This is a genomic window from Cellulosimicrobium sp. I38E (assembly GCF_001647255.1).
GTDB lineage: Bacteria > Actinomycetota > Actinomycetes > Actinomycetales > Cellulomonadaceae > Cellulosimicrobium > Cellulosimicrobium cellulans_E.
Genome location: NZ_LUAZ01000030.1, coordinates 20652 through 45500 on the forward strand (window position 1 = coordinate 20652; position 24849 = coordinate 45500).

The following is a 24849-nucleotide window of genomic DNA, read 5'->3' on the forward strand; positions in this document are numbered from 1 at the left end:
GGCGGCCGCGCGCGACCGTCATCGAGGGAGGACGAGCCCACTTGCTCACCATCGCCACCGCCAACGTCAACGGCATCCGTGCCGCCTACCGCCGGGGGATGGACGCCTGGATCGCGTCCCGCACGCCCGACGTCCTGCTGCTCCAGGAGGTCCGCGCCCCCGACTCGGTCGTGAACGACCTCCTCGACGGATGGCACGTCGCGCACCAGGCGTGCGACATCAAGGGGCGGGCCGGCGTCGCCGTCGCGTCCCGGCTGCGCGTGTCCGCCGTGCGCGTCGGGCTGGGTGCCGGCGAGCCGGAGCCGCCCGTCGACACCGGCCGCTGGGTGGAGGCGGACCTCGAGCTGCCCGACGGCGGTCGCCTCACCGTGGTCTCCGCGTACATCCACTCCGGCACCGTGAGCCAGCCCGAGACGATGGTCGCGAAGTACGCCTACCTCGAGAAGGTCACCGCGCGGCTGCGCGAGCTCGCGGCCACGGGGGAGAAGGTCGTGCTCGCGGGCGACCTCAACATCGCGCACCACAACGTCGACATCAAGAACTGGAGGGGCAACCTCAAGAGCGCCGGCTTCCTGCCCGAGGAGCGCGCGTACGTCGACACCTGGCTCGACCAGGTCGGCCTCGTCGACCTCGGCCGCGTCCACGGCGGCGAGGGTCCCGGCCCGTTCACGTGGTGGTCGTGGCGCGGGCGCGCGTTCGACAACGACTCGGGCTGGCGCATCGACTACCAGCTCGCGACGCCGTCGCTCGCCGAGCGTGTCGTCAAGGTCGAGGTCGACCGCGCACCGACGCACGACGAGCGCTGGAGCGACCACGCCCCCCTCGTCGCCACGTACGACGTCTGAGACGTTCCGCCCTCGCCGAACACGACATGAGGGTCGTCATGTGCCGCACAGCGACCCTCATGTCGTGTTCGGCGGCGTGTGAGGTCGTGCTCGGGTCAGGCGACGCGGTCGGCCGGTGCGGACGGGGTCGCGAGGAGGAAGCCCGGGGCGCCGAGGCCCTCGCGCTCGAACGCCGCGCGGACGGCGTCGGCCACGGCCTCCACCTGGTCGGCGCGGACGAGCGCGATCGCGGAGCCGCCGAACCCGCCCCCGGTCATGCGCGCACCGAGGGCGCCGGCGACGCGGGCAGCGTCCACGGCGACGTCGAGCTCGACGCTCGAGACCTCGTAGTCGTCGCGCAGCGACGCGTGCGACGCGTTCATGAGCGGCCCGACCGCGTCGGGACGCCCGTCGCGCAGGAGAGCGACAAGGTCGCGCACTCGCCCGATCTCCGTCACGACGTGACGCACGCGGCGGCGTGCGACGTCGTCGGGCAGCTTCTCCAGGGCGACGGCGAGGGCCCCGGCGGGGTCGTCGGTCGCGGCGACGTCGTCCGCGAGCTCGCGCAGGGAACCCAGCCCGAGCGTGCGGGCGGCGTCCTCGCACGTCACGCGTCGCGCCGCGTACTGGCCGTCGACGAGCCGGTGCTCGGCGCGCGTGTCGACGACGAGCAGGGCCAGCCCTGCGGCGTCCAGGTCGAACGGCACCTGCTCGGCGGACTCGACGGGGTCGAGGCCGGGCCGGCAGTCGAGGAGGAGCGCGTACCCGGCGGTCGCGCGCAGGGAAGCGGACTGGTCCATGCCGCCCGTCGGTGCGCCCGCGATCTCGTTCTCGGCGCGGACGCTCGCGGTCGCGAGGGCCGCCCGCCCGGCGTCGGTCGCCCTGAGGCCCAGTCCGGCGACGTCGTCGAGCGCGACCGCGACCGCGCACTCGAGAGCGGCCGACGAGGAGAGCCCGGCCCCGAACGGGACGCTCGAGTCGACCGCCGCGTCGAAGCCCGTGATGGCGCCCGGGTCGGCGCCCTGCGCGACGAGGTGCTCGCGCAGGGCCCAGGCGACGCCGGCGACGTACGACCCCCAGCCCGCGACCGCGCCCGGCGCGACGTCCTCGAGCGTCGTCGTCCACGTCTCGCCCGGCGCCTGGGCCGACGCGAGCCGGACGACCGAGTCCGGGCGCGGGCGCAGCGCGACGTACGTGCGGTGGGGGAGAGCGATGGGGAGGCACAGCCCGGCGTTGTAGTCGGTGTGCTCGCCGATGAGGTTGACGCGGCCGGGGGCGGCCCAGACCGGTACCTGCTCCTGGCCGGCTCGGGCCTCATGGGCGTCGGCGGGACCGTCAGCAGCCTCGTCGAACGACGCGGCGAAGACGGCGCGGGCGCGGGCCGCGCCGTCGTCGTCGGACCACGAGCGGACCCACCCGCGTGCGGCGCTCGACGGGGCGAGCTCCTGGAGGCGCGACGCGATCCGCTCGGGCGTCGTGTCGCTGATCCACGCGCCCATGCCCGACTCCGAGCCGGCGAGGTACTTGAGCTTGCCCGGTGCGCGCAGCACGGAGAAGACCTGGAGGTGGAGCCGGGCGAGGGTCACGTCGTCGGTGCCGCCGTCCGCGACGGAGCGGCCCTCGTGCGCCGGGGCCTGGTGCCACGCGGCGATGTACGGGAGCGGGATGGGGTCGCCGTCGGCCGTCTCGAAGAAGCGGTCGAGGCGGCGCAGGAGCTCGAGGTAGGCGGTGGCGAGGTCGTCGCGCTCGGCGTCGGTGAGCGCGGGGAGGTCGGGCACGTCGCGCCGCGGGGCGAGGTGGACCTCGACGGGCCAGCGCGCCGCGAACGGCACGTACGCGACCCAGTGCTCGGTCTCGAGCACGACGCGGCGCCCGTCCGCGAGCTCGGAGTCGAGGACGTCGCGCAGCAGGTTGCGGCCCGTGCGGCGGTGGTGCTCGCGCGCCTCGTCGAGCAGCGCGCGGGTGCGCGGCGTGACGTACGGGTAGCCGTAGATCTGCCCGTGCGGATGGTGCAGCGTGACGCCGATCTCCTGCCCGCGGTTCTCGAAGCAGAAGACCTGCTCGACGCCGGGCTCTGCCCCGAGCGCGGCGGTGCGGTCGGCCCACGCGTCGATGATCGTGCGGACGCGCTGCGGCGAGAGCGCGCCGAACGACGTGCGGTGGTCGCTCGAGAAGCACACGACCTCGCACCGGCCCGCGGCCGGTGCGTGGAGCTGGAGCGGCGCGTCCTCGACGACGGCGTCGGCCACGCCGGGCACGCGCTGGAGCGACGGGAAGCGGTTCTCGAAGACGACGACGTCGTAGTCGGTGTCGGGGACCTCGCCGTCCGAGTAGGCGGCGCCGGGACGCGCGGGGCACAGCGGGCACGAGTCCGCGGCGGGGAGGAACGTGCGGTTCATCCGGTGCGCGGCGAGGGGGACCCAGTCGCCCGTGAGCGGGTCGCGGCGCATCTCCGGCCCGACGTACGGGTGCGGCGCCCCGTCGGGGCCGGGCACCGGGGCGAACCGGTCGGGCAGCGGACGCGGGTCGTCGAGCCGACGTGAGCGCTCACCCGAGACGTACGCGGGCGAGTCGTCGAAGTAGACGAGCTCGCGGCCGTCGGCGAGGCGGGTCGAGGTGCGGCGCAGGTGCGGGTTCATGCGTGCGGTGTTCCGATCGCGGTGCGGTGGGAGAGGCGGCGGCTGCGGTCCGCCGTCAGGCGACGACGAGCTGCTCGACGAGGTCCTGGACCCGGGCGCGCGCGTCCTCCGCGAGCCCGGCGTCGGTGACGAGGACGTCCACGTCCGCGAACGTCGCGAAGACGCGCAGCCCGGTCGTGTGCCACTTGGTGTGGTCGGCGAGGACGACGGTGCGGCCGGCCGACTCGATGAGCGCGCGGTTCGTCGCGGCCTCGTCCAGGTTCGGGGTCGTGAGCCCGATCTCCGGGTCCACGCCGTGCGCGCCGACGAACGCGAGGTCGACGCGCAGGCCCGCGAGCGCGGCCTCCGCGAGCGGGCCCACGAGCGCGTCGGACGGGGTGCGGCTGCCGCCCGTGAGGATCGTCTCCAGGCGCGGGTCGTTCGCCCGGTGCAGGATCTCGGCGACCGGGAGGGAGTTCGTGACGACCGTCAGGGGGCGCAGCGCGGGGTCCGCGGCGATGCGGGCGGCGAGCAGGTGGGTCGTCGTGCCGGCGCTCAGCGCGACCGAGGCGTTCGCGGTGATGAGGCGGGCGGCGGCCGTCGCGATGGCCTCCTTCTCCGCGGCCTCGCGCGAGCTCTTGGCCGCGAAGCCCGGCTCGTGCGCGGTGGTGTGCGGGGCGACGGCGCCCCCGTGGACCTTGCGGACCAGGCCCTGGTCGGCGAGCTCGACGAGGTCGCGCCGGATCGTCATGTCCGACACCCCGAGCTCCCGGGTCAGGTCGCCGATGCGGACCGCGCCGTGGTCCCGGATCTCCGCGAGGATGCGCTCCTGGCGCTGTGAGGCGAGCATGCGAACAGTATTGTCCACATCGCCGAGAAATCCAACACGATCGAACATGACCGAACATCGCGGCCCGGTGACCGGCCCGACAGGGTGCCGGACCGGCCGTCCGGGTCAGTAGCGGATCGCGTCGATCACCTTCACCCGGACGGCGACGAGCGCCGGGAGGAGACCCGCCAGCGCTCCGATCCCGACGGCGGCCAGCATGCCCGTCACCGCGGCGGAGAACGGGAAGCCCGGGGCGTCCTGGACGGCCGAGCCCATGAGCGCGTCGAGCGGGACGTTGTGGAGGGCGACGACCGCGACGGTCACGCCCAGCACGCCCGCGACGGTCGTCGCGACGACGCTCTCCATCATCACGGAGAAGAAGACGCGCCCCGAGCTCGCGCCGAAGCTCCTGCGGATCCCGATCTCGCGGATGCGGTACCGCACGGTGACGAGCGCGATGTTGACGAGCCCGAGCCCGCCGAGCAGGAGCGCGATCACGCTGACGCCGAGCACGACCCAGCGGATCGCGCCGTCGACGACGGCGTAGCCCGCCGAGTCCGACCGGAAGACGTCGGCCTGCGTGCCGCTGAGCGCTCCGGCGACGTCGCGCTGGATCGCTTCGACGAGCCCGTCGGCGAGGTCGTCGGGAACCCACAGCTCGAGTCGTGGAGGGCCCGTCATCTCCAGCGACTCGGGCGTGACCCAGGCCGACTGGGCGTCCACGAGGACGTAGGCCTGCGGCTCGGCCTGCGGCCAGTCGTCCGGGAACGCCCCCACGACGGTCGCGACCACCGGGTTGTCGCCCCCGATCGTCACGGTCGGGTGATCGGCCACGGTCACGCCGCCGAGCGCGTCGAGGAACGCCTGGTTGACGACGAGAGCGGGGGCGAGGCGGTCGGCGTCGGCGTCCGTGAACCACCGGCCCGACGACACCTCGAAGCGGTGCATCGTGGCCCAGTCGGCCTCGACGCCGGTCGTGTAGACCTCGCGCGTCCCGTCGGGGAAGCGGACGGGCGCGGGCGCGTCGCGCAGCATCGACGAGTAGCCGATCGCGTAGCGCTCGACGACCTCGTCGAACACGCGCTCGTACTCCTCGGGCGCGGGCATGACGCTCCCGCCCTCGCCCGTCGGCCAGGCCGACACCTGGAGCGTCGCGGCGCGCCCGTTCCACCGGTCGTTCTGCTCGGCGGAGACCTGGCGCAGCATCTCGCCGGCCGCGGAGATCGCGGTGATCGCGCAGACCGCGACCGCGACACCGACGAGCGCGAGCAGGACGCGCACCTTGTGGACACGGAGCTCGTCCCACGCCTCGAGGACGGCGCCGACGATCCCGGTCACGCGGCGTCCCCCGTCCGCGGGGACGCGCCGTGCGAGGCAACCAGCGGGCGGGCGACGTGCTCCGCCTGGTCGTCGCCGGCCTCGAGCGCGTGCGGCGCGCTGTCGTCGTGCGCGGCCGGACCGTAGGGCCCGACGTCACCGGTGCTCGGGCTCGCGCCGTCCCCGCCGGCCGTCTCGAGCGCGGCGAGCGACCCCGCGCTGCGCGCCGTGATGGCGATCGGGGCGAGCACGCCGTCGGCCAGACGGAACTGCCGGGCCGCGCGCGAGGCGACGGCGAGGTCGTGCGTGATGGCGATGAGCGCCGACCCGTTCTCGCGCGCGATGGTGTCGAGCAGGTCCATGACCTCGCTGCCGGTGTCGACGTCGAGCGCGCCCGTCGGCTCGTCCGCGAGGATCACGCGCGGCACGCGCACGAGCGCGCGGGCGATGGCGACGCGCTGCTGCTCCCCGCCCGAGAGCTTCTCCGGGCGCGTGTCGAGGCGGTCGCCGAGGCCGACCCGTTCGAGCATCTCCGCGGCGAGCGTCCGGCGCTGCCAGAACTGCCGTCCGCGCGCGTACAGCAGCGGCGCGACGACGTTCTCGAGCGCCGTGCGGCCCTGGAGCAGGTTGAACTGCTGGAACACGAACCCGAAGTCCGTGCCGCGGCGCCGCGCCCGGGCGCGGCCGGGGAGCCGGCCGATGGGGACGCCGTCGAGCAGGTACTCCCCGCCCGTCGGGGTGTCGAGGAGCCCGAGGATGTTGAGGAGGGTGGACTTGCCGGTGCCCGACCGCCCGACGATCGAGACGTGCTCTCCGGCGGCGACCGTGAGGTCGATGCCGCGCAGGATCTCGAGCTCCCGATCGTCCGGGAGGAGCACCGAGCGAGCGACCCCGTTGAGCTCCAGGAGGCTCATCAGTAGCCGGCCTCTCCGCTGTCGTCGGTGCCCACCATGCCGTCCAGGACAGGCACGACGTCCTGGCCCGGCACGAACTCGAGGACCTCGTCGCCCTCGGCGAGGCCCTCGGTGACCTGGACGACGCTGCCGTCGGTGAGGCCGAGCGTGACGGCGCGCTCCTCGGGCTCGCCGTCCGCGCCGACGACCCACACCTTGCCCTGCTCGACCCGGCCCAGGACGGCGGTCACGGGGACGACGAGGGCTCCCTCGACCGAGCCGGCGGTGATCTCGAGCTCGGCCGCGAGGCCGGCGAAGACGGTGACGTCGCCCGGCACCGCGCACGTCACGCTCGCCGAGGTCGCGCCCGCGGCGGGGTCGGTCGCACCCTCCTCGGGCGCCCCGGCGGGCGCTGCAGCCGTGCCCATGCGCAGGTTCGTGCAGGTGAACGGCGCGGGCCCCCCGGTGACGGTGACGGTCGCCTCGGTCGGGATCTGGAGCAGGCGGAACTGCTGCTCGGCGACCATGCTGCCCGTGACCGAGAGCGTCCCGGGGGAGATCGACGCGAAGTCCTCCCCGACCGCGACCTCCTGGTCCTTCAAGGCCGTGAACGTGGCGACCGTGCCGGCGGTGGTGGCCTCCACCGTCTCCCTCGTCACCTTCGGCCGGCGCTCGGTGACGGTGACCTCGCCCGTCTCCGGGTCGGTCTCGGTCAGGGGCTCGCGGGGTTCCTCGAGGGTGACCTCGAGAAGGGGCGCGCCAGCCTTGACGACGTCGCCCGGCTTGGCGTGCACCGCCGTGACGACGCCACGCTGCGTGACCTTCTGCGACGCCGCCGGGTCGGCGACGACCTGCCCGGTCAGGGTCACGGTGTTCGTGACGTCGCCCGTGGTCACGGCCACGCGGGGCTCGACGAGCTCGGCGGAGGGGACCGCCGGGTCGGCGGGCGGCTCGGGAGCGGAGCGGAAGGCGATCACGGCGAGCGCGGTGGCGATGACCCCCCAGACGACGATGCGGAGGGCGGGGAAGACGATCCGGCGGGTGATACCCACGTGCGGGCTCCTGGGACGACGGTGGCGGACGGCGAGCGGGCGCTGCTCGGCGGGCAGTGGACGCCCGGCCCGAGGCTAGGGGGAGGGGCGTGCAGGCGTCGTCATCCCTGGGGAGGAGTTCTGTCGTGATCTCTCCACCGTGGGGTCACCGTCTGGTAACGAGCGGAGAGGCCCCGGCGTGAGGGCCGGGCGCGCACGAGGTGCACGAAGGCAGGGCGGAGCAGCGACGACGCCACGGCTGGATCCCCCTCACCGGCCCGACGGCCGTCCCCCTGACGAGATGCGGGCGAGACTATACCGTGGCACGAGGAAAAGACAGGGGCGCCCTCATAGGCCACGGGAGCCCGACGTGCCGCGGGCGGCGACGGCCCGCAGACCCGGTCCGACCGGCCTCGGTCAGACCACCGTGACGCCGAGCGAGCGCCCCGCGAGACCGCGTGGCCGGCGCGCGAGGCCGAGCGCGACGTCGTGCAGCGCGACCGCCGCGGGCGAGCCGGGGTCGGCGAGGACCACCGGGGTGCCGCCGTCGCCGGCCTCGCGCAGCGACACGTCGAGCGGGACCTGGCCGAGGAGCGGGACGGTGGTGCCCGTGGCGCGCGACAGGTTCGCGGCGACGCGCTCGCCGCCGCCGGACCCGAACACCTCCAGCCGCGACCCGTCCGGCTGCTCGAGCCACGACATGTTCTCGACGACGCCGACCACGCCCTGCTGCGTCTGCGTGGCGACCGAGCCCGCGCGCTCCGCGACCTCGGCGGCCGCGACCTGCGGTGTCGTGACCACGACGATCTCGCTGCCCGGCAGGAGCTGCGCCACGGAGATCGCGATGTCGCCCGTCCCCGGCGGGAGGTCGAGGAGCAGCACGTCGAGGTCGCCCCAGAAGACGTCCGCGAGGAACTGCTGGAGGGCGCGGTGCAGCATCGGTCCGCGCCACACGACCGGCTGGCCGGGCGGGACGAACATGCCGATCGAGACGACCTTCACGCCGTGCGCGATCGGCGGCAGCAGCATGTTGTCGACGCGCGTGGGCTGGCGGTCGACGCCGAGCATGCGGGGGATCGAGAAGCCGTAGATGTCCGCGTCGACGACGCCGACCTCGAGACCCTCCGCGGCGAGCGCGACCGCGAGGTTCGCCGTGACGGACGATTTGCCCACCCCGCCCTTGCCCGACGCGATCGCGTAGACCTTCGTCAGCGACTCCGGCTTCGCGAACGGGATCTCGGGCTCGCCCACGCCGCCGCGCAGCATCGTGCGCAGCTCCGCGCGCTGCTCCGCGCTCATGACGCCCAGCTCGACGCGCACGTCCGCCACGCCGTCGACCGCGCGGACGGCGGCGTCGACGTCCCGCGACAGGGTGTCGCGCATGGGGCACGTCGCGACCGTGAGGTCGACGCCCACCGTCACGACCGCACCCGGCGCACCGGTCGCGACCGCGACCGACCGGATCATGCCGAGGTCCGTGACGGGGCGGCGGATCTCCGGGTCGAGGACCGCGGTGAGGGCCTGCCGGACGGCGTGCTCGAGCTGGTCTGCGGCGGGGTCGGGCATGGACCCATCGTAGGCGTGCACGCGGCACCGTCCGCCGGGCCCTAGGTCCCGGGACGGACGTGAGCCGCATCGCACGCCGTGGTGCGCCGAACGGGTCTACCGTGCACGGATGGACGCCCTGGCCTCCCTCGCACGGGACAGCGAGCTGTTCGGCGACGCCGTGCGGAGCGCGCCCCCGGACGCACGGGTGCCGTCGTGCCCCGACTGGACGGGCGCGGACCTGCTGTACCACCTCGCGGAGGTGCAGGACTTCTGGGCGCGCGTCGTCGGGCCGGCGCCCGGGCGAGGCCTCGACGGCGACGACGTCGAACCGCTCGCCCGCCCGTCGTCGGACGCCGAGCTGCCAGCGCTGCTGCAGCGCTCCACGAGCCGCCTCGTCGCCGCGCTCACGGGCCGGGACGCCGCGGAGCCCTGCTGGTCGTGGCACGACGACGGCCGGCACGTCGGCTGGGTCCTGCGCCGCCAGGCGCACGAGGCGCTGATCCACCGCGCGGACGCCGAGCTCACGGCGGGACGGGAGATCACGCCCGCCGACCCGCACGTCGCGGCGGACGGCGTCGACGAGGTGCTGTCGGTCATGGTCGACGGCGTGCCCGGCTGGGGCGTGTTCACCCCCGACGGCGCGACGGTGTCGGTCGTCGTGGACGGGTTCGGGGAGAGGCCGCGGAGCTGGGAGCTCGCGTTCGGGCGGTTCACCGGGACGGGCCCGGAGTCGGGCACCGCGTACGACCTCGACGTCGCACAGCTCGTCGACCTGCCGGGCTCGACCACGACGCAGGTCGCCGGCCCCGCGTGGGCGCTCGACCTGTGGCTGTGGGGCCGTGGGACGGCCGACGGCCTGACCGTCGAGGGCGACCCGGCGCTCGCCGAGCGTCTGCGCCGCGTGGCGGCGGAGGGCACGCAGTAGCGGGTCGAGCCCGGCGTCAGCGGTCGGCGGCCTCGTCCTCGGCAGGGCGGGCCGACTTCTCCTCCAGCTCCTCCAGCAGGTTGCGGATCTCCGAGCGGACGAAGTCGCGCGTGGCCACCTCGCTCAGCGCGATGCGCAGGGCGGCCATCTCGCGCGCGAGGTACTCGGTGTCGGCGAGGTTGCGCTCCGCGCGCTGCCGGTCCTGCTCGGCGGTGACGCGGTCGCGGTCGTCCTGGCGGTTCTGGGCGAGCAGGATGAGGGGTGCCGCGTACGACGCCTGGAGCGAGAGCATGAGCGTGAGCGCGGTGAACCCGAACTCCGCGGAGTCGAACCGCAGGCCCTCCGGCCCCCACGAGTTCCAGATGATCCACACCGCGCAGAACACCGTGAGGTAGACGAGGAACCGCGGCGTGCCGAGGAACCGGGCGATGCCCTCGGTCGCGCGGCCGACCGCGTCCTGGTCGACCTTGACCCGTGGGATGAGCGAGCGTCGCGCGCTCTTCGGCGTGTCGAGGCGGTCAGCCACGGGTCACCCCCGTCGCGCCGCCGCGGGCCGCGGGACGAGGCAGCGACCCGGGAGCCAGCGCGGCGCGCGCCTGCTCGGTGTCCACGTCGTCGTCCGTCTCGCGCCAGTCGTCCGGGAGCATGTGGTCGAGCACGTCGTCGACGCTGATCGCGCCGAGGAGGCGCTTCTCGGCGTCGAGCACGGGGACGCACAGGAGGTCGTAGGTCGCGAGGATGCGCGTGACGCGGCCCAGCGGGGCGTCGGGCGCGACGCCCTCGACGTCGGAGTCGAGCACCGAGCCGACGGCGGCGTGCGGGGGCTCGCGCAGCAGCCGCTGGAAGTGCGCGACGCCGAGGAACCGGCCCGTCGGCGTCTCGAGCGGGGGGCGCGCGACGAACACCATCGACGCGAGCGCGGGGGCGAGGTCCTTGCGTCGGATCTGCGCGAGCGCCGTGGCGATCGTCGTCTCGGGGCCGAGCACGACCGGCTCGGAGGTCATGAGACCGCCCGCCGTGTCCTCGGCGTAGGCGAGCAGGCGGCGCACGTCGCGCGCCTCCTCCGGCTCCATGAGCTCGAGGAGCTGGGCCGCCTGCGCCTCCGGGAGCTCGTGCAGCAGGTCCGCCGCGTCGTCGGGCTGCATCGCCTCGAGGACGTCCGCGGCGCGGTCGGTGTCGAGGCCGGAGAGGATCGCGACCTGGTCGTCCTCCGGCAGCTCCTCGAGGACGTCGGCGAGGCGCTCGTTGTCGAGCGCGCCCGCGACCTCGAGCCGGCGCGTGTCGCCCAGGTCGTGGATGACGTCGGCGAGGTCGGCGGGCTTGAGGTCGTCGTAGGCGGCGAGCAGCATCGCGGCGCCCTGCGCCTCGGTGCCGCCCGCGAGGCCGGTGACCGCACCGACGTCCACGACGATCGCGTCACCGCGCCGGCGCAGCCCGAGCGTGCCCTTGTGCTGCGCCCGGCGCCGCACGTACAGCTTGGTGACGAGCCAGTCCCCGGTGCGCTGGCGCTCGATCGCGAGGTCCTCGATCGTCGCCGAGCCCGACCCGTCGACGAGCTCGACCGTGCGCTCCAGCAGCTCGCTCACCGCGAGCGTCTCCATCGCGCGCTGCTCGAACCGCCGCATGTTCACCAGGCCCGTGGAGATGACCTGCCCGGCGTCGATGCTCGTGACGCGCGTCAGGGGGAGGAAGACCCGCCGTCGCCCCGGCACCTCGACGACGAGCCCCACGGCGCGGGGCGCGCCCTTGGGCCGGATGAGCACGACGACGTCCCGCACCCGTCCGACCTGGTCGCCGATGGGGTCGAACACGCTGGTCCCGGCCAGACGCGCGACGAAGACGGTGGTGGCTGCGCTCACGCGGCCAGCCTACGCACGCGCCCCGGTCGCCGCGCGTTCCTCCGGTGGGTGGCGCCGCGGGGCGGCCCGGAGCCACGGACGCGCGGGGGCGCGGGCCTCGCGCCGGCAGCACGAGTAGGACAGACTGGGCGAATGAGCATGTCGCGCCCGGGTGCCGTCCCCCGTGTCCCCACCCCGCCCCGCGGTGAGGAGATCGCGTCGTACGCGACCTACCTCGAGGCGCAGAAGGCGGTCGACTTCCTCTCCGACAACAAGTTCGCGGTCGAGCTCGTGACGATCGTCGGTACCGACCTCAAGATGGTCGAGCGCGTGACGGGCCGGCTCACCTACGGGCGCGTCGCGATCGCGGGCGCGGCGTCCGGCGCGTGGTTCGGCCTCTTCGTCGGTCTGCTGCTGTTCCTCTTCTCCGGTGACGGCGCGTTCGTGCTCACAGCCATCGGGATCGGCGCCGGGTTCGGGCTGCTCTTCTCAGTGCTGTCGTACGCGCTCACGCAGGGCAAGCGCGACTTCACGTCGCAGAGCCAGATCGTCGCGTCGTCGTACGGGATCCTCTGCGCGCCCGAGCGCGCGGGCGACGCGCGCCAGCTCCTGGCGCGGATGCCGGAGGGCGCGGGCGGGGTCCGCGCGCCGGCCGCCCCCGCGAACCCGACGTGGGGCACGCCCGGGGCGACCCCGCCTCCCGCGCCGACCGCGCCGGCGCCCGAGCCGCCGGCGGGCGCCGCTCCCACGCCCACGCCCCCGGTCGCGCCGCCGGCCCGGACCCCCGACCCCCGCTGGACCACGCCGACGGGGGAGCCGCGCTACGGCGCCATGCGCCCGACGTCGGACCAGCCCGCCGACGCGCAGCCCGACGCCCAGCCCGACCCCCTGCCCGGGCCCGGGGCGCAGCAGCCCGACCAGCCCGAGCGGCCCGCCTGACCGACGCGGCTCAGCCGCGCAGGCGCGCCATCCAGGCCTCGACGTCCTCGGGGCGACGGGGGAGCGAGGCCGAGAGGTTCTCGTTGCCCTCGGCCGTCACGAGCACGTCGTCCTCGATGCGGACGCCGATGCCCCGGTACTCCTCCGGGACGGCGAGGTCGTCCGCCTTGAAGTACAGGCCCGGCTCGATCGTGAAGACCATGCCGGGCTCCAGGACCCCGTCGAGGTAGAGCTCGCGGCGCGCCTGGGCGCAGTCGTGCACGTCGAGGCCGAGGTGGTGGCTCGTGCCGTGCACCATCCAGCGGCGGTGCTGCTGCCCCTCGGGCGAGAGCGACTCGGCGGCGCTCACCGGGAGCAGGCCCCACTCCTCGAGGCGCGCGGCGATGACCTCCATCGCGGCGGCGTGCACGTCGCGGAAGCGCGCGCCCGGCACGGCGACGGCGAACGCGGCGTCCGCGGCGTCGAGCACTGCTTGGTACACGCGCCGCTGGACCTCGGTGTACTCGCCGTCCACGGGCAGCGTGCGCGTGACGTCCGCGGTGTAGAGCGAGTCGACCTCGACGCCCGCGTCGAGCAGCACGAGCTCGCCCGTGCGCACGACGCCGTCGTTGCGGATCCAGTGCAGCGTCGTGGCGTGCTCGCCCGCCGCGGCGATCGTCTCGTAGCCGACCGTGTTGCCCTCGAGGCGCGCGTGCGCGTCGAACGTCGTCTCGATGACGCGCTCGCCGCGCCGGTGCTCGACGGCGCGCGGGAGGTTCCGCACGACCTCCTCGAAGCCCGCGATCGTCGCGGCGACGGCCTCGCGCATCTGCTCGACCTCGTGCGCGTCCTTGACGAGCCGCAGCTCGGAGACGGCCTCGACGAGCGCGGCGTCCGTGCGCCGGTAGGCGGCCTCCGCGCGCGCGAGCCACTCGGCCTCGGTGAGCTGCTCGTCCTGGGCGGCCTCGACGTCGTCCAGCCCAGCCTCGGCGCGGATCGCCTCGACGAGCGCCTCGACGGCCTCGTCGGCGCCCGCGACGACGAGCAGCGTCACCCCGCCCGGGCCGACGTCCTTCGCGAGCGCGTCGCGCAGCTCGTCCACGTGGCGGGCCTCGACACCGGTGGCGGTCGTGACGTCGTCGAGCGACGGTCGCGCGCCCACCCAGAACTCGCCGTAGCGCGAGTCGGCGTAGAACTCCTCCGTGTCGCGCGCGGCGAGCGGGCGCACGTAGAGCACGGCGTGGTGGTCGGAGCCGCCGTCGCCGGTCCCGGGCTCCACGGGGTGCAGCACGAGCACCGCGTCGGGCTCCTGGTCCGTGCCGTAGCCCGTGAGGTGCGCGAACGCCGAGTGCGGGCGGAACCGGTAGTCGGTGTCGTTGGAGCGCGTCTTCAGCGGGCCGGCAGGCACCACGAGGCGTGCGCCCGGGAACCGGGCGGACAGCGCGGCGCGGCGGGCGACGGTGTACGGGGCGGCCGGGAGGGGCTCGACGTCGAGCTCCGCGCGCGGCGCCCAGCCGCTCGTGATGAAGGCCTTGAACGCGTCGGAGTCGGGGCGCTGCGAGCGGTTGCTCCCGCGCGCGGCCAGGTCCTGGCCGTCGCCGGCGTGCTCGGGGGCCCGGTCGGGCGTCTCGGACGTGGGCTCGGGCGTGACGGGGGTGGCGTCGGTCATGCCCCCAGTCTCGCACCGCGCACGCGGCCGAAGTCCGCGAGCGCGCGCCCGAGCACGCGGTTGAAGGCCTCGGGGGCCTCGCTGTTGACGTCGTGACCGGCGCGCGGCACGACGACGAGCGCCGCGTCCGCGGCCGCGGCGAGGTAGCGCTGCTCGTCGAGCCGCATGTGGTCGCGCGCGCCGTTGACGAGCCACACGGGGACGTCGACGTCGCGCACGTGGGCGAGCCACGAGCGGCCCGCGAGCTGGGTGAGGGCGTCGGTGACGACGTGCCAGCCGGGCGCCGCCGGGGTCGGCGAGCCCGCGTCGGCCGGGCCGGCGAGCGCGTAGGACGACGCCGCGCCGCCCGGGAGCGAGCGCCCGCCCCGGGCGATCGTGCCCCACGCGGCCGCGCTCGTGCGTGCCGCCCAGCGGGCGCCACGTCCGACGGCGCCGCCGCCCGCGACGACGAGGCGCGCGACGTCGCGGTAGAGCGCGACGGGCTTGCCCTTGGGGTCGGACGTGCAGGCCGCCGCGACGACGCCGGCGAGGTGGGTCGGGCGGCGGGCCGCCCAGGCGAGCGACGTGTAGCCGCCGAGCGAGAGCCCGACCAGGACGACCCGGCGGTCCGGGCCGAACGAGGCGGCGGCCTCGTCGATCACCTCGAAGGACCGGTCGAGCGTGAAGCGCTCGTGCGCGCGCGCGCCGTGCGCGGGCAGGTCCACGGCGACGGCGTCGTGCCCGAGCGCGCGCACGTGCTCCACCTGGCGGTCCCAGATCGCGCCGGACGTGCGCATGCCGTGCACGAAGACGACGGCGGGCGGGCGCTCTGTGCCGTCGGCGGACGCGTCGGTGCGGTGGCCGGGCGGGGTGCGGAGGGCGGTGGGGGCGGGGGCGTGCGTCGTGAGGGTCATCGTTCCCGACTGTGGCACCCCAGCCTGGGACGGCCGTGGGGAGGGGCCGCGCCCCGTGTGCACATCGTGTGGGGGTCCCGTGCCGCCGACCCGGTCTCCCGTCACTATCCTGGGTCCCGTGCGCATCGACCTCCACACCCACTCGACCGCGTCGGACGGCACGGACGCGCCGGGGGAGGTCGTCGGGGCCGCGGCCGCGGCCGGGCTCGACGTCGTCGCGCTCACGGACCACGACACGACGGCCGGCTGGGCGCAGGCGACGGACGCCGCGCTGCGGCACGGCGTCGCCCTCGTGCGCGGCGCGGAGATCTCGGCCCGCTCGGGCGGCATCAGCGTGCACCTGCTCTCCTACCTGCACGACCCGGCGCACGCGGCGCTCCTCGCGGAGCTCGACCGCACGCGCGACGCGCGGACGAGCCGGGCGCGCCGGATGGTCGACCTCATCGCCGAGGATTACCCGATCACGTGGGATGATGTGCTCGCGCAGACCGTCGAGGGCACGACGATCGGGCGGCCGCACATCGCGGACGCGCTCGTCGCGGCAGGGCTCTCGCCCGACCGCTCGGCGGCGTTCGCGACGATCCTCGCCACCGACACCCCGTACTACGTGCCCCACTACGCGCCCGACGCCGTCGCGGCGGTGCGGGGGATCCGTGCCGCGGGGGGCGTCCCCGTCTTCGCCCACCCGGGCGCGGACGGTCGAGGGCGCGTCGTGTCCGACGCGGTGATCGAGGAGATGACCGTGGCGGGCCTCGCCGGGCTCGAGGTGTTCCACCGCGACCACGACGAGCGTCAGCGCGCACGGCTCGAGGACCTGGCCCGCACCCTGGGCCTGTTCGTCACCGGGTCGAGCGACTACCACGGGGCCGGCAAACCGAACCGGCTCGGGGAGAACACGACAGCACGGACCGTGCTGGAGCAGATCGAGGAGCTGGGACAGTTGGACGTGATCCGATGATCGGACGATGAACGAGCTCTTCGACGTCCGGCTCTTCACGGAGGTCTTCGTCACCCTGTTCGTCATCATGGACCCGCCCGGCACCGTGCCGGTGTTCCTGGGCCTGACGAGCGCGATGGGTGCCAAGCAGCGCAACCAGGCGGCGCGCACCGCCATCCTCGTCGCCTTCGGCGTGATCGTGGCGTTCGCGGCGTTCGGCCAGCAGATCCTCAGCTACATGCACATCTCGCTGCCCGCGCTCCAGACCGCGGGCGGCCTGCTGCTGCTCCTCGTCGCGATGGAGCTCCTCACGGGCAAGATGGAGGAGCCGCAGCCGTCGGGCAACAAGGGCGTCAACGTCGCGCTCGTGCCGCTCGGGACCCCCCTGCTCGCGGGCCCGGGCGCCATCGTCGCGACCATGGTCTTCGTCCAGCGCGCGGGGGAGCGCGGGGGCGGCGTCGCGGAGTGGGTCGCCATCGTGGCCGGCGTCGTCGCGGTGCACGTGTGCCTCTGGCTCTCCATGCGCTTCGCGAACGTCATCAACCGCGTGCTCGGCGACTCCGGGACCATCCTCGTCACGCGCATCGCCGGACTCCTGCTCGCGGCCATCGCGGTCCAGCTCGTGGCCGACGCCGTCACGCAGTTCGTCCAGGCGGCCTGACGCCCGCTGCGCCGCGGTCGTGCCGGGGGTGCGGCTCCTGACACGGCGCCGCGGGGCGCTGCGCAAGGCCTCGCGGAGGCCGGCGGGGGAGCGCTAGGGTCGGCAGCGGTGCGGACGACGGCCGTCCGCGCGACGAGTTCGGCAGGGGTCCTCATGAACGCTGGCACGCCCTCGACGCGCCGCACGCTCGGCGTGCTCACCGTGATCGGGGTGAGCGGGGTCGTGACCCTCTCCGGCTGCACGTCCGTTCCCGGAGGGGCGCCGACCGCGCAGGAGCTCGGGCTCGTCCCCCTCCCGGCGTCGGTCGAGGTCTCGGACGCCGCGCCCTTCGTGCTCGACGACGCGACCCGGGTCGTCGTCGACGCGGCGGCGGGCAGTTCGGTCGGGCAGGAGGGCGCGGTCCGCGTGGGCGAGCTGCTGGCCGAGGAGCTGCGGACGCCCACGGCGCTCGACCTCCCGGTCGAGCCGGTCGTCCGAGCCACCGGACACGAGCCTGCCGACGAGGCGTCGTCCGTGGTGCTCCGGCTCGAGCCGGGCGGCGAGTCCTGGGACCCGCACGGCCCGCTCGACGACCCCGCGGCCGAGGCGTACACCCTGGAGACCGGGGAGGACGGCGTCGTGCTCGCCAGCACGACGCCCGCAGGCCTGTACCGCGGCACGCGCACGCTGCTCCAGCTCCTGCCCCCCGAGGTCGAGGCGTCCGCCCCCGTCGACGGCGTCGCCTGGGAGGTGCCGGCGGTCGAGATCGCGGACGAGCCGCGCTACGCGTACCGCGGCGCGATGCTCGACGTCGCGCGGCGCTTCGCCCCGGTCGAGGACGTCCAGCGGTTCGTCGACCACCTCGCGGACTACCGCCTCAACGTGCTGCACCTGCACCTGTCCGACGACCAGGGCTGGCGGCTCACGGTCGACGGCCTGCCGGAGCTCACCGAGGTGGGTGGGCGGACGCAGGAGGGCTGGCCGCCGGGGACCGGCGGTCCGTGGTTCTACACGCCCGAGGAGTACGCGGAGATCGTCGCGTACGCGGCCGACCGCTTCGTCACCGTCGTCCCCGAGATCGACGGGCCGGGGCACACGCTCGCCGCGCAGTCCGTCCTGGGGTCGCTGCGCTGCGACGGGACGACCGGCGAGCCGTACTGGGGGCCGGAGGTGAACAACCCCATGATCTGCTCGAGCGACGAGAACATGCCGGCGGTCCAGGGGTACCTCGACACCGTCCTCGCCGCCGTGGTCGCGCAGAACCCCGGTCCGTACGTGCACCTGGGCGGGGACGAGGCCCCCAGCCCCGCGGAGGGCTGGTACGAGAACTACACCGCGGCGGCGAACGAGATCGTCGCGGGGCACGGGCGCACGGTCGTGGGCTGGCACCAGTGGGCACAGGGCACGACCCTGCCGGAGGGCAGCCTGATCCAGTACTGGGGCGTGGGCGAGCGCAACCGGGGCCTCATCGGGACCGCGCGGGAGACCGCGGACGTCCGGGAGGTGCGCGCGGCGCTCGCCGCGGGCGCCGACCTGGTCATGTCGCCCGCGGACCGCACGTACCTCGACATGAAGTACGACGACATCACCCCGTACGGGCTCGAGTGGGCCGCGCGGATCGATCTCGAGCGCGCGTACTCGTGGGACCCCGAGACGGAGCTGACGTCGACCCTCGACCCGGAGCGGAAGGTCGACGTCGCGGGACGCGTCGCCGGGGTCGAGGCCCCGCTGTGGTCGGACCGCTCCTACCCGGACAGCCTCACGCACCTGCCGACGAGCACCGACGAGTTCGTCGACGTCGACGTCTACGTGGACTACATGACCTTCCCCCGCCTGCCCGCACTCGCCGAGGTGGCGTGGACCGCCCAGGCCGACCGCGACTTCGAGGACTTCGAGGCACGGATCGTGCGGCAGGCTCCCCGGTGGGACGCCGCGGGCATCGGGTGGAACCGCGTGCACGACGTGCGCTGGGACGACTGAGGCGGACCGCCGGCGTCCGGGGGCGCGGCCCCCGGACGCCGGCTCGTCACGGGCGGTTCGTCAGGGCCAGTAGGCGTCGAAGTTCCGGGAGAACTCCCAGCCGTTGTAGCGGTCCCAGTTGATCGACCACGTCATGAGGCCGCGCAACGCGGGCCAGCGCCCGTGGGTCTGGTAGGACCCGCAGCCCGTGCCCTTCGTGAGGCAGTCCAGGGCCTGGTTGACCTGGGCGGGCGCGGTGTGACCGTTGCCCGCGTGCGTGCTCGCCGGCAGGCCGATCGCGACCTGGTCCGGGCGCAGCGCGGGGAACACCTTGGACGTGTCGCGCGCGACCGGGAAGCCGGTGAGCAGCATGTCCGTCATGGCGATGTGGAAGTCCGCGCCGCCCATGGTGTGGTACTGGTCGTCGAGCCCCATGATCGGGCCCGAGTTGTAGTCCTGGACGTGCAGGAGCGTCAGGTCGTCGCGCAGTGCGTGGATGACCGGGAGGTACGCGCCGCACCGCGGGTCCTGACCGCCCCACGGGCCCGAGCCGTAGAACTGGTAGCCGTTCTGGACGAAGAACGTCTCCGGCGCCATGGTCAGCACGAAGTCGTCGCCGTAGCGGGCCGCGAGCGTCTTGAGCGCGGAGATGAGGTTGACGATCACCGGCGTGGTCGGGCTGCGGAAGTCCGTGTCGCCCGTGTTCAGGTACAGCGAGTGGCCCTCGAAGTCGATGTCGACCCCGTCCAGCCCGTAGGTGTCGATGATCGAGCTCACGGAGGTGACGAACGCGTCGCGCGCGGCCGTCGTCGTGAGCTGCACCTGGCCGTTCTGGCCGCCGATGGACAGGAGCACCTTCTTGCCCGCCGCACGCTTCGCGGCGACGGCGGCCTTGAACTCCGCGACCGACTCGACGTTCGGGCACTCGGCCTGCGGGCACAGGCTGAACCGGATGTCCCCGGACGTGACGGACGTCGGCTCGCCGAACGCGAGGTTGATGACGTCCCACGAGTCCGGGACGTCCGCCATGCGGGTGTAGCCCGAGCCGTTGGCGAACGACGCGTGCAGGTAGCCCACGAGCGCGTGCGGCGGGAGGTCGCCCCCGGCGCCGCCGCCGCTGGCCGTCGTGACGGTGACGGCGGTGGAGCGGGCGGACTCGCCCGCGCTGTTGGTGGCGGTGACCTGGAAGGAGTAGGCGGTGGCGGCGGCGAGCCCGGTGACGGTCGTGGTCGGGGTCGTGGTGGTCGCGACCTTCGTGCCGTCGCGGTAGACGGCGTAGCCGGTGGCGCCGGTCGCGGCGCCCCACGTGAGGGGCACGCTGCTGGCGGTGGGGGTGCCGACGGTGAGGCCGGTCGGGGTGGCCGGCGGCTGCGTGGTGCCGCCGGCCGTGGTCGCGGTGACGGCGGTGGAGCGGGCGGATTCGCCGGCGCTGTTGGTGGCGGTGACCTGGAAGGAGTAGGCGGTGGCGGCGGTCAGCCCGGTGACGGTCGTGGACGGGGTCGTGGTGGTCGCGACCTTCGCGCCGTCGCGGTAGACGGCGTAGCCGGTGGCGCCCGTCACGGCGCCCCACGTGAGCGGGACGCTGCTGGCGGTGGGGGTGCCGGCGGTGAGGCCGGTGGGCGTGGCGGGCGGCTGCGTCGTGCCGCCGCCCGGGCCGACGAGGCTGACGTCGTCGACGACGTAGGCGGGCTGGCCGTACCAGCCGTGCAGGTAGACCGTCGCCGACGTGGCCGTCGCCGACGTGGTGAACGTCAGGCTGAGCCGCTGCCAGGTCGAGGCCGAGGGCGTCCAGGTGGAGACGTCCTGCGCGGTCGCGCCGCTCGCCCCGAGATACACGTACGCACCCTGGACCCACGCGCTGAGGGTGTAGGTCGAGGAGGGCTGCACGGTCACGCGCTGCGAGCAGCGCGCGTTGTCCGCGCCCGCGGGCGCGGCCCGCAGCGCACCGCTGCCGGTGCGGACCGGGCTCGCGGTCGCCTGACCCGTCGAGCCCGAGCAGGTCCAGCCGGACAGCCCCGACTCGAACCCGCCGTTGACGACGAGCTCGGTGTCCGCGGCGGTGGCGGTGGTGGTCCCGGTGAGCAGCGTCCCGACGAGCGTCGCCGAGGCGACGAGCGCGAGGAGCCTGCGCAGTCGTCGGCGTCGTGGGGTGGTGGGGTCCATGGCGGTCTCGCTTTCGTCGTCGAGGAGCGGTCCCGCGCAAGGTCCTCCCGGCGCCGCGTGCTGGTCAATCCCCGTACGAGAGACCCCGTACGGCCCGCCGTCGTCGCCGACGTCAAACAGGGGATGTTAGGTTCTTTCGGTGAACCAGCCGATCGTCCCGCCCCGCAAGGTGTCCGAGCTCGTCGTCGAACGGCTCAGCGAGCGCATCGCTCGGGGGGAGTGGCCGGTGGGCTCCCGGATCCCGCCGGAGCCCGAGCTCGTGGCCGAGCTCGGCGTGGGGCGCAACACCGTGCGCGAGGCGGTGCGGGCCCTCGAGCACGCGGGCGTCCTCGAGCCCCGGCGCGGTGACGGCACCTACGTCCGCGCGGCCGACGGCCTCGACGCCGCCCTGGCCCGCCGCGCGCGGACCACCGACGCCTTCGACGTGCTCGACGTGCGCGGCATCCTCGAGCGGGGTGCGGCGCGGGCGGCGGCGGGACGGCACGACGCGGGCGCGCTCGCGCGGCTCGACGCCGCGCTCGCGGCCCAGGTCGCGGCGCGCGACGCCGACGAGGACACGTTCCAGGCCGCCGACGTCGCGTTCCACGCCGAGGTCGTGCGCGCGGCCGGAAACCCGCTGCTCGCCGACCTCTACGACGGCCTCGACCACGCGCTCGTCCGGACCTTCCCGTCGGGGGAGCGGCGACGGCACCACCGCGACGTCCCCGGCCACGAGGAGGTCGTGGCGGCGATCCGGGCCGGCGACGCCGACGCGGCCGAGGGCGCGGTGACCGCGACGATCGACGCCGTGCGCGCGCAGCTCGTGGAGGCTGCCGTGGAAGGCCCCGGTCGTGCTGGGGCCGGGGAGGTCTCCGCGTGAGCGCGCTGCGCCGTCCGCTGGGGGTGGGGGCGGTCGTCGCGATCGTCCTCGCCTCGCTCAACCTGCGCCCCGCCGTCGTCTCGATCTCGCCGGTGCTCGGCGAGATCCGCGCCGACCTGGGGCTCAGCGCGGCGGCGGCGGGCGTGCTCACGACGCTGCCCGTCCTCTGCTTCGGCCTCCTCGCGCCGCTCGCGCCCGTGCTCGCGCGGCGCTGGGGGCTCGAGCGTGCGCTCTTCGTGAGCCTCGTCGTGCTGTGCGTCGGCTTCGCGCTCCGGCTCGTCCCCGAGACGTGGGGGCTCTTCGCCGGGACCGTGGTCGCCGGGTGCGCGATCGGCCTGGGGAACGTCCTGCTGCCCGCGCTCATCAAGCGCGACTTCGCCGACCGCATCGGGCTCATGACGGGGCTGTACTCGATGGCGCTGTCCGGCGGCGCCGCGCTCGCGGCGGGGCTCACCCTCCCGATCGCGACGGCGGCGGGTCTCGACTGGCGCGGCGCGCTCGCGACCTGGGGCGTGCTCGCCGTCCTCGGCGTGCTCGTGTGGGTGCCGCGCGCGCTGCGGCCCGACCTGGCCGGCGCGACGTCGTTCGGCGCGGGCGCCGGGGCCGGGGTCGCCCGTTCCGCGGTGTGGCGGAGCCCGCTCGCCTGGGCGGTCACGGTCGTCATGGGCATGCAGTCGCTGTCGTTCTACGCCGTCAACGCGTGGCTCCCGGAGATCATGGTCGCGCTCGGCCGGACGCCGGAGGCGGGCGGCTGGCTCCTCGCGCTGTGCAACCTCGCAGGGATCCTCGGCTCGTTCGTGACCCCGGTCCTCGCGGGGCGCATGCGCCGTCAGCGGGGCATCGGGATCGTGCTCGTCGTGCTCGTCGGGTCCGGGCTGCTCGGGCTCGCGCTCGCCCCCGGCGCCGCGGCGCTCTGGGTCGTGCTCGTGGGACTCGGCCAGGGCGGCGGGATCAGCCTCGCGCTCACCCTCATGGCCCTGCGGGCCCGCGACGCCGCCCACACGTCCGAGCTCTCCGGCATGGCGCAGAGCGCGGGCTATCTGCTCGCCGCGACCGGGCCGCTCGGTCTCGGGCTCGCGCACGACGCCACCGGCACGTGGACGCTGCCGCTCCTCCTGCTCGTCGCCGCGGCCGGAGTCCAGGGCGTCGCCGTGTGGTTCGCGGGTCGGGACGCGCACGTGCACTGACCGCCGACGCGACGAACCCCGGGTCCCTCCTCACGGCGCGGTGACCGTGACGAGAGACCCGGGGTTCGTCGTCGGGCTGCGGAACGCTCCGGGCTACTCCGCGGGCTGGGCGGCCGCCTCGGCGCCACCCTGCTGCTCGACGGGGCGGCCGCCGCGCGTGCGGCGGCGGTTCCGGGACCGACGACGGCGCTCGCCGCCCTCGGACGGCGCGTTCTCGGACGGCGCGCCCGCGGTGGCGGCGGTCTGCTCACCCTCGGGACGGCTGCCCGAGCGCTCGCCCTCGGCGCGACGCCCGCCGGAACGGCCCTGGCCGCCCGAGCGACCGCGGTCGCCCTGCTCCCCCCGGCGGTGCCCGCCGTCGGACCGGCCGCCCTGGCGACCGCGCGAACCGCCGGCCGGCGTGTGCCGCTTGCCGGTCTCGCCGAGGTCCTCGATCTCCTCCGCGTCGAGCCCGGCGAGGGTGCGCCGGTCCTTGGGGAGGCGGCCCTTGGTGCCCTCGGGGATGTGCAGGTCCGTGTACAGGTGCGGGGAGCTCGAGTACGTCTCGACCGGCTCCGGGATGCCGAGGCCGAGCGCCTTGTCGATGAGCGACCAGCGGGGGATGTCGTCCCAGTCGACGAACGTCACCGCGGTGCCCTTGTTGCCCGCGCGGCCGGTGCGGCCGGTGCGGTGGAGGTACGTCTTCTCGTCCTCGGGGCACTGGTAGTTCACGACGTGCGTGACGTCCTCGACGTCGATGCCGCGCGCCGCGACGTCCGTCGCGACGAGCACGTCGATCTTGCCGTTGCGGAACGCACGCAGCGCCTGCTCGCGCGCGCCCTGGCCCAGGTCGCCGTGGATCGAGCCGGCCGCGAACCCACGGTCGACGAGCTCGTCGGCGACCTTCGCCGCGGTGCGCTTGGTCCGCGCGAACACGATCGTGCGACCGCGGCCGTCGGCCTGGAGGATGCGCGCGAGCATCTCGACCTTGTCGAGCGCGTGCGCGCGGTAGACGACCTGCTCGATGTTCTTGACCGTCTGGCCGCCGTCGTCGGGGTCGTTCGCCCGGATGTGCGTCGGCTGCTTCATGTAGCGGCGCGCCATCGAGACGACGGCGCCCGGCATCGTCGCCGAGAAGAGCATCGTGTGCCGCTGGGCGGGCGTGCGGGCCAGGATCTTCTCGACGTCGGGCAGGAAGCCGAGGTCGAGCATCTCGTCCGCCTCGTCGAGGACCACGATCGAGGCCCGCGTGAGGTTGAGGTGACCCTGGTTCATGAGGTCGATCATGCGGCCGGGGGTGCCGACGACGACCTCGACGCCGCGCGTCAGCGCCTCGACCTGGGGCTCGTACGCGCGGCCGCCGTAGAGCTGCACGATGCGCACGGAACGGCGCTTCGAGGCGGTGCCGAGGTCGTTCGCGACCTGGACCGCGAGCTCGCGCGTCGGGACGACGACGAGGGCCTGCGGCTTGCCGGGGGAGGGGAGCTCGTCGAACCCGGGCTCGCCCGGGGCGACCACGCGGTGCAGCAGCGGCACGCCGAAGCCGAAGGTCTTCCCGGTACCCGTCTTGGCCTGGCCGATGATGTCGTGCCCCGACATGGCGACCGGCAGGGTCATCGCCTGGATGGGGAAGGGCTGGACGATCCCCGCGTCGGAGAGCGCGTCGACGATCTCCTGGCGCACGCCGAAGTCGGCGAAGGTGGTGTTGTCCGCGTGGACGCTCGCGGCGACGGTGGTCGCGTCCGCGCTCACGTCAGGGGTCGCGTCGGTGCTGGTCGCGTCTGTGGTGGTCACTGGTGCCTCTGTCTCGTTCGGGCACGCG

The 24849-nt window shown here is 74.8% G+C and carries 20 protein-coding genes and 1 pseudogene; 8 read left to right on the forward strand and 13 right to left on the reverse strand.

Annotated elements, in window-relative coordinates; all coding sequences use genetic code 11:
* The first annotated feature begins 41 nt into the window (after positions 1-41).
* Positions 42-845: an exodeoxyribonuclease III gene (locus A0J59_RS11260; protein ID WP_064316168.1), complete on the forward strand. Its 804-nt coding sequence runs from the start codon at positions 42-44 to the stop codon at positions 843-845.
* A gap of 95 nt (positions 846-940) precedes the next feature.
* Here the strand turns inward: A0J59_RS11260 and galK are convergent, their stop codons facing one another.
* The 7 genes and pseudogenes from galK to A0J59_RS11295 form a co-directional block, all read right to left on the reverse strand.
* Positions 941-2287 carry a galactokinase gene (galK, locus tag A0J59_RS22350; RefSeq protein WP_064316169.1) on the reverse strand — a complete coding sequence of 449 codons (1347 nt, stop codon included), beginning with the start codon at positions 2285-2287 and terminating at the stop codon, positions 941-943.
* Positions 2261-3463: pseudogene (gene galT, locus A0J59_RS22355) on the reverse strand (galactose-1-phosphate uridylyltransferase); the annotation flags it as partial. The gene galK and the pseudogene galT, both read right to left, overlap by 27 nt.
* A 55-nt stretch (positions 3464-3518) precedes the next feature.
* The gene (locus tag A0J59_RS11275) at positions 3519-4292 is read right to left on the reverse strand and encodes a DeoR/GlpR family DNA-binding transcription regulator (RefSeq protein WP_053369695.1); all 774 of its coding nucleotides are present in this window, start codon (positions 4290-4292) and stop codon (positions 3519-3521) included.
* A gap of 105 nt (positions 4293-4397) precedes the next feature.
* Entirely contained in the window at positions 4398-5609 is a 1212-nt protein-coding gene (locus A0J59_RS11280) for an ABC transporter permease (protein WP_047234077.1), read from the reverse strand.
* A complete protein-coding gene (locus A0J59_RS11285) occupies positions 5606-6502 on the reverse strand; it encodes an ABC transporter ATP-binding protein (RefSeq protein ID WP_082918943.1) in 897 nt (298 codons plus the stop codon). The genes A0J59_RS11280 and A0J59_RS11285 overlap by 4 nt, the downstream gene beginning before the upstream one ends.
* The gene (locus A0J59_RS11290) at positions 6502-7533 is read right to left on the reverse strand and encodes an efflux RND transporter periplasmic adaptor subunit (RefSeq protein ID WP_064316153.1); all 1032 of its coding nucleotides are present in this window, start codon (positions 7531-7533) and stop codon (positions 6502-6504) included. Before A0J59_RS11290 ends, A0J59_RS11285 begins: the two co-directional genes overlap by 1 nt.
* A gap of 396 nt (positions 7534-7929) precedes the next feature.
* Positions 7930-9078 (reverse strand): Mrp/NBP35 family ATP-binding protein, encoded by a 1149-nt coding sequence (locus A0J59_RS11295; protein WP_064316154.1) that lies wholly within the window; start codon positions 9076-9078, stop codon positions 7930-7932.
* Between the two features lie 109 nt (positions 9079-9187).
* On the opposite strand from A0J59_RS11295, the gene A0J59_RS11300 reads away from it, so the two are divergent.
* Positions 9188-9985 carry a maleylpyruvate isomerase N-terminal domain-containing protein gene (locus A0J59_RS11300; RefSeq protein ID WP_064316155.1) on the forward strand — a complete coding sequence of 266 codons (798 nt, stop codon included), beginning with the start codon at positions 9188-9190 and terminating at the stop codon, positions 9983-9985.
* Positions 9986-10001: 16 nt separating this feature from the next.
* On the opposite strand, the gene A0J59_RS11305 is transcribed toward A0J59_RS11300, so the two are convergent.
* Positions 10002-10511 carry a DUF1003 domain-containing protein gene (locus A0J59_RS11305; protein WP_047234081.1) on the reverse strand — a complete coding sequence of 170 codons (510 nt, stop codon included), beginning with the start codon at positions 10509-10511 and terminating at the stop codon, positions 10002-10004.
* The gene (locus A0J59_RS11310) at positions 10504-11844 is read right to left on the reverse strand and encodes a magnesium transporter MgtE N-terminal domain-containing protein (RefSeq protein ID WP_047234082.1); all 1341 of its coding nucleotides are present in this window, start codon (positions 11842-11844) and stop codon (positions 10504-10506) included. Before A0J59_RS11310 ends, A0J59_RS11305 begins: the two co-directional genes overlap by 8 nt.
* Before the next feature lie 132 nt (positions 11845-11976).
* On the opposite strand from A0J59_RS11310, the gene A0J59_RS11315 reads away from it, so the two are divergent.
* A complete protein-coding gene (locus A0J59_RS11315; protein ID WP_064316156.1) occupies positions 11977-12762 on the forward strand; it encodes a general stress protein in 786 nt (261 codons plus the stop codon).
* Between the two features lie 10 nt (positions 12763-12772).
* On the opposite strand, the gene A0J59_RS11320 is transcribed toward A0J59_RS11315, so the two are convergent.
* The gene (locus tag A0J59_RS11320; RefSeq protein WP_064316157.1) at positions 12773-14410 is read right to left on the reverse strand and encodes an aminopeptidase P family protein; all 1638 of its coding nucleotides are present in this window, start codon (positions 14408-14410) and stop codon (positions 12773-12775) included.
* Complete coding sequence (locus A0J59_RS11325; RefSeq protein WP_082918944.1) at positions 14407-15303, reverse strand: alpha/beta fold hydrolase; 897 nt, start codon at positions 15301-15303, stop codon at positions 14407-14409. The genes A0J59_RS11320 and A0J59_RS11325 overlap by 4 nt, the downstream gene beginning before the upstream one ends.
* 118 nt (positions 15304-15421) lie before the next feature.
* On the opposite strand from A0J59_RS11325, the gene A0J59_RS11330 reads away from it, so the two are divergent.
* From A0J59_RS11330 to A0J59_RS11340, 3 genes are all read left to right on the forward strand, one after another.
* Entirely contained in the window at positions 15422-16261 is an 840-nt protein-coding gene (locus A0J59_RS11330) for a PHP domain-containing protein (protein ID WP_064316158.1), read from the forward strand.
* Between the two features lie 7 nt (positions 16262-16268).
* Entirely contained in the window at positions 16269-16901 is a 633-nt protein-coding gene (locus A0J59_RS11335) for a MarC family protein (RefSeq protein ID WP_047234782.1), read from the forward strand.
* Positions 16902-17054: 153 nt separating this feature from the next.
* Positions 17055-18860 carry a beta-N-acetylhexosaminidase gene (locus tag A0J59_RS11340; protein WP_064316159.1) on the forward strand — a complete coding sequence of 602 codons (1806 nt, stop codon included), beginning with the start codon at positions 17055-17057 and terminating at the stop codon, positions 18858-18860.
* A 60-nt stretch (positions 18861-18920) separates the two neighbouring features.
* Here the strand turns inward: A0J59_RS11340 and A0J59_RS11345 are convergent, their stop codons facing one another.
* A complete protein-coding gene (locus A0J59_RS11345; RefSeq protein WP_064316160.1) occupies positions 18921-21002 on the reverse strand; it encodes a glycosyl hydrolase family 18 protein in 2082 nt (693 codons plus the stop codon).
* Between the two features lie 139 nt (positions 21003-21141).
* Between A0J59_RS11345 and A0J59_RS11350 the strand changes: the two genes are divergently transcribed.
* Positions 21142-21861 (forward strand): FadR/GntR family transcriptional regulator, encoded by a 720-nt coding sequence (locus A0J59_RS11350; RefSeq protein ID WP_047234760.1) that lies wholly within the window; start codon positions 21142-21144, stop codon positions 21859-21861.
* On the forward strand, positions 21858-23048 hold the full coding sequence (locus tag A0J59_RS11355) for an MFS transporter (RefSeq protein ID WP_047234759.1): 1191 nt from the start codon (positions 21858-21860) through the stop codon (positions 23046-23048). Before A0J59_RS11350 ends, A0J59_RS11355 begins: the two co-directional genes overlap by 4 nt.
* Positions 23049-23141: 93 nt before the next feature.
* On the opposite strand, the gene A0J59_RS11360 is transcribed toward A0J59_RS11355, so the two are convergent.
* On the reverse strand, positions 23142-24821 hold the full coding sequence (locus A0J59_RS11360; protein WP_064316161.1) for a DEAD/DEAH box helicase: 1680 nt from the start codon (positions 24819-24821) through the stop codon (positions 23142-23144).
* Positions 24822-24849: the final 28 nt, after the last annotated feature.